This is a genomic window from Micromonospora sp. DH14 (genome assembly GCF_029809455.1).
Lineage (GTDB): Bacteria > Actinomycetota > Actinomycetes > Mycobacteriales > Micromonosporaceae > Micromonospora > Micromonospora parva.
On the sequence record NZ_JARVKT010000040.1, the window covers coordinates 45291 to 53781 of the forward strand.

Annotated in this window: 12 protein-coding genes; 4 read left to right on the top strand and 8 right to left on the bottom strand. The window is 71.8% G+C overall.

Going from position 1 to position 8491, the window contains the following annotated elements:
• Positions 1–4: 4 nt before the first annotated feature.
• The 8 genes from QCZ28_RS31055 to QCZ28_RS31090 all read right to left on the bottom strand — a co-directional run bounded on the left by QCZ28_RS31055 (position 5) and on the right by QCZ28_RS31090 (position 4518).
• Positions 5–172: a hypothetical protein gene (locus QCZ28_RS31055; RefSeq protein WP_167337361.1), complete on the bottom strand. Its 168-nt coding sequence runs from the start codon at positions 170–172 to the stop codon at positions 5–7.
• Positions 173–181: 9 nt separating this feature from the next.
• Entirely contained in the window at positions 182–790 is a 609-nt protein-coding gene (locus QCZ28_RS31060) for a hypothetical protein (protein WP_279519930.1), read from the bottom strand.
• A 109-nt stretch (positions 791–899) separates the two neighbouring features.
• Positions 900–1298: a Fur family transcriptional regulator gene (locus QCZ28_RS31065; RefSeq protein WP_030338188.1), complete on the bottom strand. Its 399-nt coding sequence runs from the start codon at positions 1296–1298 to the stop codon at positions 900–902.
• Positions 1295–1594, bottom strand: coding sequence for a metalloregulator ArsR/SmtB family transcription factor (locus QCZ28_RS31070; protein ID WP_030338189.1), 300 nt, complete (start codon positions 1592–1594; stop codon positions 1295–1297). Before QCZ28_RS31070 ends, QCZ28_RS31065 begins: the two co-directional genes overlap by 4 nt.
• A 42-nt stretch (positions 1595–1636) precedes the next feature.
• Positions 1637–2503: a metal ABC transporter permease gene (locus tag QCZ28_RS31075; protein ID WP_279519931.1), complete on the bottom strand. Its 867-nt coding sequence runs from the start codon at positions 2501–2503 to the stop codon at positions 1637–1639.
• Positions 2504–2506: 3 nt separating this feature from the next.
• Positions 2507–3268, bottom strand: a complete 762-nt coding sequence (locus QCZ28_RS31080; RefSeq protein WP_279519932.1) for a metal ABC transporter ATP-binding protein — start codon at positions 3266–3268, stop codon at positions 2507–2509.
• Positions 3265–4206: a metal ABC transporter substrate-binding protein gene (locus QCZ28_RS31085; RefSeq protein WP_279519933.1), complete on the bottom strand. Its 942-nt coding sequence runs from the start codon at positions 4204–4206 to the stop codon at positions 3265–3267. The genes QCZ28_RS31080 and QCZ28_RS31085 overlap by 4 nt, the downstream gene beginning before the upstream one ends.
• A gap of 54 nt (positions 4207–4260) precedes the next feature.
• The gene (locus QCZ28_RS31090; RefSeq protein WP_030338196.1) at positions 4261–4518 is read right to left on the bottom strand and encodes a hypothetical protein; all 258 of its coding nucleotides are present in this window, start codon (positions 4516–4518) and stop codon (positions 4261–4263) included.
• A gap of 29 nt (positions 4519–4547) precedes the next feature.
• Between QCZ28_RS31090 and QCZ28_RS31095 the strand changes: the two genes are divergently transcribed.
• From QCZ28_RS31095 to dusB, 4 genes are all read left to right on the top strand, one after another.
• Positions 4548–4889, top strand: coding sequence for an antibiotic biosynthesis monooxygenase (locus QCZ28_RS31095; protein WP_030338198.1), 342 nt, complete (start codon positions 4548–4550; stop codon positions 4887–4889).
• A gap of 24 nt (positions 4890–4913) precedes the next feature.
• Positions 4914–5393 (top strand): hypothetical protein, encoded by a 480-nt coding sequence (locus tag QCZ28_RS31100; protein WP_279519934.1) that lies wholly within the window; start codon positions 4914–4916, stop codon positions 5391–5393.
• Positions 5394–5509: 116 nt separating this feature from the next.
• On the top strand, positions 5510–6889 hold the full coding sequence (locus QCZ28_RS31105) for a glycine--tRNA ligase (RefSeq protein WP_030338202.1): 1380 nt from the start codon (positions 5510–5512) through the stop codon (positions 6887–6889).
• 64 nt (positions 6890–6953) lie between these two features.
• Positions 6954–8126: a tRNA dihydrouridine synthase DusB gene (dusB, locus tag QCZ28_RS31110; protein WP_030338204.1), complete on the top strand. Its 1173-nt coding sequence runs from the start codon at positions 6954–6956 to the stop codon at positions 8124–8126.
• The last annotated feature ends 365 nt before the right edge of the window (positions 8127–8491 follow it).

Consider the following 8491-nt stretch of genomic DNA (forward strand, 5'->3'; position numbering starts at 1 on the left):
TTGGTCAGCGGGAGACCGCCCAGGCCAGCACCCCCGCCAGGATCAGACCGTTGAGCCCGGCCAGCGCCAGGTACGCCGCGGGTGGGATCTTCTTGCCCCGGCGGACGAAGGAGACCAGGACGGCGGCGTAGCCGAGCAGCAGGACGGCGATGACGACGAGGAAGTAGAACACCCGACGACCTTAGCGGCCCCGACCGCGCAGGCCGAGTTGGCGCAGCTCCAAGGCGGCCAGGGCGTCGAGCGTCGCGTCGTCGCCGCGACGCCACGCCTCGGCGACGTCCGGGCCGATCCGGGTCAGCTGGCCCAGCGGCTGGGTGGCCAGCGCGCGCAGGGCGAGCAGGTCCCGACCGGCCGGCCCGGCGGCCAGCTTCGCCGCCGACCCGGCCCGGCGCATCCAGCGGACCCGCAACGGCAGCCAACCGAGGAGCACGATGCCGAGCGGGAAGATCAGCACCGCGACGGCCAGGGCGAGGGCCAACTGGTCGACCAGATGCTGCTGGTCGCGGCCGGCGTCGGCGAGCGACCGGGCGGCGTCGGCGGCGCGTTGGAACGGGGCGGTGAGTTCGTCGCCGACCAGCGGCACCCGGCCGACCTTGCTGCCGGCGTCACCCAGGTTGTCGGCGAGGCCACTACCGGCGCCCTCCAGCTTCTGCCCCGGTACGGCGAGCTTCTGCACCAGGTTGTGCAGCCACAGCGCACCGCGGATCGCCGCGTACACCCAGACGACGACGAGCAGGTCGGTGAGCAACTGACGGACGGCGGTCGGAAACCGATCGGCATAGATTTTCACGCCGGCCAGCGTGCCACGAACGTCCCGCTCCGTGCAGCAGTGATGTGAGCCCGGCACGCGACCGGCCGCCGACCGCACCGGAGCGTCGCGCCAGCGGCGGCGCTGCCGATCAGCGCGGGCAGGTCGGGCAGGTGCCGAAGATCTCCAGGGTGTGGCTGACGTCGGCGTAGCCGTGCTGAGCGGCGACCCGGTCGGCCCAGCTCTCCACGGCCGGGCCGGCCACCTCGACGGTACGACCGCAGACCCGGCAGACCAGGTGGTGATGGTGCCCCTCGCTGCACCGGCGGTAGAGGTGCTCGCCGCCCGGCGGGCGCATCACGTCGATCTCACCCGCGTCGGCCAACCCCTGCAGGGTGCGGTAGACGGTGGTCAGGCCGACCCGCTCGCCGCGCTGGCGCAGCATCGCGTGCAGGTCCTGAGCGCTGTGGAAGCCTTCCATCTCGCCCAGCAGCGCGCTCACCGCCGAGCGTTGCCGGGTGTTGCGCACCGCGGCGCCGCTCTCGCTCATGATCCCTCCCCGGCGTGGCTGACCGCGTCCGCCACGATGTGCGCGACGTGTTCGTCGACCAGGCTGTAGGCGATCTCCCGACCCCTGCGGGAGCCGCGCACCACGCCCGCTCCGCGCAACACCCGCAGGTGCTGCGAGACCAGCGGTTGCGCGGCCCCGAGCTTCTCGACCAGTTCGTGCACGCACCGCTCGCCGCCGGCCAGCTCACTGACGATGGCCAACCGGATGGGCGCGGACAGGGCGCGGAGCAACTCGCTGGCCCCGTCGAATCCGTCGTAGCCCGTCGCGCTGGTCATCCTGCAACGGTAACCAATACCACCGACGTCCACCGCGCAGGCTCAGCTCAGCACGACCTCGTGCGGCTCCGGTGCCGGTACGGCACTCGGCGTCGTGCGGCGGCGCACCACCCGCCAGACACCGCCCGCCACCGCCACCACCAGGAACGAGGCGATCGCCACCAGCACCACCGACGCGCCCGGCGCGGTGTCCGCGGTGGCCGCCACCCAGACACCCGAGCCGGCGGCGAACAACCCGAGCGCCATCGCGGCCGCCATCGTGCTGCGGAAACCCCGGGTGACCTGCTGCGCGGTGGCCACCGGCACCACCATCAGCGCGCTGATCAGCAGCACCCCGACGGCCCGCATGGCGATGGTCACGGTGACCGCGGTGGCGACCGCGATCAGCAGGTTCAGCGTGCGGACCGGGAGGCCGGAGACCCGGGCGTACTCCTCGTCGTGGCTCACCGCGAACAGCGCCGGCCGCAGCGCGATCATCGTGACCAGGATCGCCGCGCCGAGCACCGCGATGGTGGTCAGGTCGGCGGGCGAGATGGTGGTCAGCGACCCGAACAGGTACGCGTTCAGGTTCGCGCTCGTCGCGTCGGAGAGACCAACCAGGAGTACGCCGCCCGCGATGCCGCCGTAGAAGAGCAGGGCCAGGGCAAGGTCACCGGAGGTACGCCCGCGAGCGCGGACGATCTCGATGGCGACCGCGCCGATGGTGGCGGCGATCACCGCGACCAGCACCGGTGAGCGGTTGAGCAGCAGCCCTGCCCCGACCCCGGTCAGCGCCACGTGCCCCACCCCGTCGCCGATCAACGCAAGCCGGCGCTGCACCAGGTAGATGCCGAGCGCCGGCGCGGCCAGGCCGATCACCAGCGCGCCGATCAGGGCGCGCTGCATGTAGGGGTACTGAAAGAGTTCCATGGGTCAGTTGCTCCACAGCCCGGCGGGCTCGTCGTAGCAGTGCGGGTGCACGTGGTCGTGGTCGGGCTCCGCGTGGTGGCCGGCCGGGTCCGGCACCGCGCCGTCGTGGGCGATGCGACCCTCGTGGACGACCACGGCCCGGCTGATCACCGGGCGCAGCGGGCCCAGCTCGTGGGCGACGAGCAGCACCGTCCCGCCACGGGCGACGAAGTCGCGCAGCGCGCCGGCGAACGCCTCCTGACTGGCCGCGTCCACCCCGGCGGTCGGCTCGTCGAGGACCAGCAGTTCCGGCTCGCCGGCCAGGGCGCGGGCGATCAGGGTGCGCTGCTGCTGGCCGCCGGAGAGCGTGGACACCGGGTCGCCGGCCCGGTCGGCGAGCCCGACCGCGCGCAGCGCCGCGTCGACGGCGGCCCGGTCGGCCCGACCCGGCGGACGCAGCACCCCTCGACGGGCCAGCCGGCCGGAGGCCACCACCTCGCGGACGGTGGCCGGCACGCCGCCGCCGGCGCCCAGGCGCTGCGGGACGTACCCGATGCGCGCCCACTGTCGGAAACGGCGCAACGGCCGGTCGAAGAGGGTGACCGAGCCGGCGCTGATCGGCACCAGCCCGAGCACGGCGCGGATCAGGGTGGACTTGCCGGAGCCGTTGGCGCCGAGAATGGCGACCACCTCGCCCGTGGTCACGGTGAGCGAGATGTCCCGGAGCACGGGGCGGCCGTCGTAGCCGACCACCCCGTGCTCGACGGTGATGACAGGTGAGGTCACGAGCAGCCCAGGGCGGTCTGCAGGGTCCGCAGGTTGGTGCGCATCACCGAAAGGTAGTCCCCGTCGCTGCCGGCGGCGAGCCCTTCGATGGGGTCGAGCACGGCGGTCTTCGCGCCGACCTGACCGGCGATGGTCTCGGCCACCTTCGGGCTGACCAGGGTCTCGAAGAAGATCGTGGTGGCCCGGTGCTCCTTCGCCTCCTCGATCACGTGCGCGAGGCGCTGCGGCGAGGGCTCGACGTCGGGGCTCAGCCCGGTGATGCCGACCTGGTCGAGCTGGTACCGGTCGGCGAGGTAGCCGAACGCGGCGTGGCTGGTCACGATCTCCCGCCGCTGGCAGGTCGCCAGACCGTTCTTGAACTCGTCGTCAAGCGTCGTCAGGTCGGCGCGCAGGGCCGCCGCCCGCGCGGTGTAGTCGGCGGCGTGGTCCGGGTCGGCAGTGCCGAGTCGCTGAGCGAGCTGGTCGCCGATGCCGGCCAGCCGGGTCGGGTCGAGCCAGACGTGCGGGTCCTTGCCGCCGCTCTCCTCGGTGTGCCCCTCCTCGCCCTCGTGGTCGTGGCCGCCGGCGGACGCGTCCAGCAGCGGCTGCACGCTTGTCACGTCGAACGCCCGGTCGCCGCCGTTCTGGGCCACGGCGTCGTCCACCGCCGGCTGGAACCCCTTGAGGTAGACGATCAACTCGGCGTCGCTGACCTCACCGACCTGACTCGGGTTGAGTTCCAGGTCGTGCGGCTCGGCGCCGGGCTTGGCCAGGTTGGTCACCCGGACCGCGTCGCCGCCGATCCGCTCGGCCAGGAACTGGAGGGGGTAGAACGCGGCCACCACGTCGACTCGTTGAGGGTCGGCGCCGGCGCCGCTGGAGGAACAGCCGGCCCCGGCAGTCAGGGTGAGCAGGGCGGTCGCGGCGGCCAGGACACGGTACGTGGTGCGGTTGGTCATGTCGTCAACTGTCCGTGGCAACGATAATGATTGTCAAAAACGCATGCTTGCATGTCAGAGGAGCTTCGCGAGACCCACCGTCACCAGCAGGGTGAGCATCACCAGCCGGATCAGCCGGGTCTGCGGCGCCTGAACCGCCCAGGTCGTCGCCAACAGGGCGATCAGGACCCCGGCGAGCGCGAGCGTCAGCAGCCCGCCGATCACCCCGGGCGTGAAGAACGCCACCAGCACCACCACCAGGGTGAGCAGGAACACCGACGTCGGGTTCGCCCCGGCCAACCGGGCGAGCAGAGGGCGCTGCGTACGCTGCATCCCACAGACTCTACGAGGAGGAACCCCTGGTGCTGGTGACCAACCGGTTCGTGGTCGACGTCGATACCGCCGACGACTTCACCGAACGGGCGCACGCCGCCCTCACCGCCCTCGCCGCCCGGCCCGGGTACCTGCGCGGCCAACTGGTCCGGGCACTCGACGACCCCCGGCACTGGTCACTGGTCACCGAGTGGGAGTCGGTCGGCACCTACCGGCGGGCCCTCGGTGCCTTCGAGGTCAAGGTCAGCGCCGTACCGCTGCTCGCCGAGTCCATCGACGAGCCCTCCGCCTACGAGGCGCTGGCCACCGCCGCCCCCGGCGGGGCCGTGGTCGTCGCCGAGAGTGATCGGGCCGCGGGTCCTTACCGCTGAGCCGCCGGACACTACGCTGCTCCTATGACCGCACCCGCCCCGCCACCCGGTCCCGGCGTGGCTCCGCCGTTCGCCGCGCCCCCCACCGAGGGCCGCCGGACCCGGCTCTGGATCGGCCTCGGCGTCGGCGCGCTCGCCGTGGTGCTCTGCTGCGGCGGGGGTGGCACCGCCGTCGTCGGCCTGGCCGTCAGCGGAGTCCAGGCGATCCGGGAACAGGGCCGCACCGTGACCGGCGACTACTACCAGGCGCTGGTCGAGCGGGACTACGGGCGGGCGTACGACCAGCTCTGCGACGACGCGCAGCGGCGCGAGTCCCGGCCGGAGTTCGAGCGGCGCGCCGCCGCCGAGCCGCAGGTGACCGCGTTCCGGGTGGGTGAGGTGGACACCACCTACCTGACCGTGCCGGTCGACGTGACCCTTGCCGGCGGCGATCGGGAGCGGCAGCAGGTCAGCCTCGGCCAGGACGGGCAGACCGGCGGCGTGGAGGTCTGCGAGGTCAGCTGACCCGCCCCCGGTATTCTGCTGGGGCTCGGGGGGTCGATCGTCGTACCGTGGTCCCCGAACCGACCGTTCCATCCACATCTCGCCCCCGCCGACCGCCAGCCGGCGTAGGAGGAAACATGCCAGCCGACCGTATCGACGCCGTCGTCAGCCTCGCCAAGCGCCGAGGCTTCGTCTTCCCCTCCAGTGAGATCTACGGGGGCACCCGATCGGCGTGGGACTACGGTCCGCTCGGCGTGGAGCTCAAGGAGAACGTCCGCCGGCAGTGGTGGAAGACCATGGTCCAGCAGCGCGACGACGTCGTCGGCCTGGACTCCGCCGTGATCCTGGCCCGGAAGGTGTGGGAGGCGTCCGGCCACATCGCCGAGTTCGTCGACCCGCTCACCGAGTGCCAGTTCTGTCACAAGCGGTTCCGCGCTGACCACCTGGAGGAGGCGTACGCCGAGAAGCACGGCAAGCCGCTGACCTCCCTGTCGGAGCTGAACTGCCCCAACTGCGGCAACAAGGGCACCTTCACTGAGCCGAAGATGTTCAACGGCCTGATGAAGACCTACCTGGGCCCGGTGGAGAGCGACGAGGGGCTGCACTACCTGCGCCCGGAGACCGCGCAGGGCATCTTCGTCAACTACAAGAACGTCGAGACGGTCGCCCGCAAGAAGCCGCCGTTCGGCATCGCGCAGACCGGCAAGTCGTTCCGCAACGAGATCACCCCGGGCAACTTCATCTTCCGAACCCGCGAGTTCGAGCAGATGGAGATGGAGTTCTTCGTCGAGCCGGGCACCGACGAGCAGTGGCACGAGTACTGGCTCCAGGAGCGCTGGAACTGGTACCTCGACCTGGGCCTCTCGGCGGACAACCTGCGCCTGTACGAGCACCCCAAGGAGAAGCTGTCGCACTACTCGAAGCGGACCGTGGATATCGAGTACCGCTTCCAGTTCGGCGGCACCGAGTTCGCCGAACTGGAGGGTGTCGCCAACCGCACCGACTTCGACCTCTCCACGCACAGCAAGCACTCCGGCGTCGACCTGTCGTACTTCGACCAGAGCAAGAGCGAGCGGTGGATGCCGTACGTCATCGAGCCGGCCGCCGGTCTGACCCGGGCGGTGCTCGCCTTCCTGCTGGAGGCGTACGACGAGGACGAGGCGCCGAACACCAAGGGCGGCGTGGACAAGCGCACCGTGATGCGGTTCGACCCGAGGCTCGCTCCGGTCAAGGTGGCGGTGCTGCCGCTGTCCCGCAACGAGGCGCTGTCGCCCAAGGCGAAGGACCTTGCCACGCTGCTGCGCAAGCGCTGGGTGGTGGAGTTCGACGACTCGCAGGCGATCGGCCGCCGCTACCGCCGGCAGGACGAGATCGGCACCCCGTTCTGCGTCACCGTCGACTTCGACACCTTGGACGACAACGCCGTGACGGTGCGCAACCGGGACACCATGGCCCAGGAGCGGGTCTCCCTGGACCAGGTGGAGCGTTACCTGATCGAGCGTCTCCCGGGCTGCTGAGACTCCGCCCACGGGGCCTCGGCCGACGCGATCAGCGCCGGTCGGGGCCCCGTACACTTGTGCGGTGACTGCCTCGACCGTGCCGGCGCTGCGCCCGCTGACTCTCGGCCAGCACCAGGTGTGGCCGCCTGTCGTGCTCGCGCCGATGGCCGGGATCACCAACGTCGGGTTCCGCCAGCTCTGCCGTGAGCAGGGCGGCGGCATCTACGTCTGCGAGATGATCACCACTCGGGCGCTGGTCGAGCGCAACCCGAAGACGCTGCGCATGATCGCGTTCGGCGACGACGAGAAGCCCCGCAGCCTCCAGCTCTACGGCACCGACCCGGAGATCACCGCCGCCGCCGTGCGGATCGTCGTCGAGCGCAACCTGGCCGATCACATCGACCTCAACTTCGGCTGCCCCGTACCCAAGGTCACCCGGCGGGGCGGCGGCGCGGCGCTGCCGTGGCGGCGCCGGCTCTTCGCGCGGCTGGTGCGGGCCGCGGTGGCTGCCGCGGCGCCGTCCGGCGTGCCCGTCACGGTCAAGATGCGCAAGGGCATCGACGACGACCACCTGACGTACGTCGAAGCCGGGCTCGCCGCCCAGGACGCCGGCGTGGCCGCGGTGGCCCTGCACGGGCGGACGGCCTCGCAGCGCTACTCCGGCACCGCCGACTGGGACGCGATCGCCACCCTGAAGCAGGCCCTCGACGTGCCGGTGCTCGGCAACGGCGACATCTGGGAGGCCGACGACGCGCTGCGGATGGTGGCCCACACCGGCGTCGACGGCGTGGTCGTCGGGCGCGGCTGCCTGGGCCGCCCGTGGCTCTTCGCCGATCTGGAAGCCGCCTTCAACGGCCGGCCGGAGCGGCGGCTGCCCACCCTCGGCGAGGTGGCGGTGACCATGCGGCGGCACGCCGAACTGCTGGTCGACCAGTTCTCCGCCGGCGCGCGGAACCCGGCCCGAGGTGAACGCGACGGCTGCACCGACTTCCGCAAGCACGTCGCCTGGTACCTGAAGGGCTTCCCGGTCGGCGGCGAGCTGCGCCGCTCCCTGGCGATGATCGAAAGCCTGGCCCAGCTCGACGACCTGCTCGGCAAGCTCGACCCGGCGGAGCCGTTCCCGGTGACCGCCCTCGGGCAGCCGCGCGGGCGCACCAACTCACCGGGCAAGGTCGCCCTGCCGGACGGCTGGCTGGCCAGCCGGGACGACGACACCGTCCCCGAGGGCGCCGAGATGGACGACTCCGGCGGCTGAACCCTCGGTCCACGACGGGTCGCCGTCGGGCGAGTCTCTGCCGGGGTGCGCGACCAGGTCGCGCCGGGCGCATGGGGCGAGTCTCTGCCAGAGCGCCGACTAGGTCGCGCCGGGCGCAGGGGTCGGACATAGGTGTACGGCAGGCTGTAGAGCTGATGTTGTAAACGAGTCATGACCTCAGCCCGGAGTGCGCTGCTCCGCGCTGCCGCCGAACCTTTGCGGCCACCAATACCCCCGTCGTTGCCTGCGTGCGGCGTTGCCTGTGCGTCGCGTTGCCTGCGTGCGGCGTTGCCTGTGCGTCGCGTTGCCTGCGTGCGGCGTTGCCTGTGCGTCGCGTTGCCTGCGTGCGGCGTTGCCTGTGCGTC

Excerpts from the sequence above, each read along its gene's own strand:
- QCZ28_RS31065 (WP_030338188.1), bottom strand. The coding sequence starts at position 1,298 with ATGAGCGAGAGCGGCGCCGCGGTGCGCAACACCCGGCAACGCTCGGCG.
- QCZ28_RS31070 (WP_030338189.1), bottom strand. The coding sequence starts at position 1,594 with ATGACCAGCGCGACGGGCTACGACGGATTCGACGGGGCCAGCGAGTTG.
- QCZ28_RS31075 (WP_279519931.1), bottom strand. The coding sequence starts at position 2,503 with ATGGAACTCTTTCAGTACCCCTACATGCAGCGCGCCCTGATCGGCGCG.
- QCZ28_RS31085 (WP_279519933.1), bottom strand. The coding sequence starts at position 4,206 with ATGACCAACCGCACCACGTACCGTGTCCTGGCCGCCGCGACCGCCCTG.
- QCZ28_RS31090 (WP_030338196.1), bottom strand. The coding sequence starts at position 4,518 with ATGCAGCGTACGCAGCGCCCTCTGCTCGCCCGGTTGGCCGGGGCGAAC.
- QCZ28_RS31100 (WP_279519934.1), top strand. The coding sequence starts at position 4,914 with ATGACCGCACCCGCCCCGCCACCCGGTCCCGGCGTGGCTCCGCCGTTC.
- QCZ28_RS31105 (WP_030338202.1), top strand. The coding sequence starts at position 5,510 with ATGCCAGCCGACCGTATCGACGCCGTCGTCAGCCTCGCCAAGCGCCGA.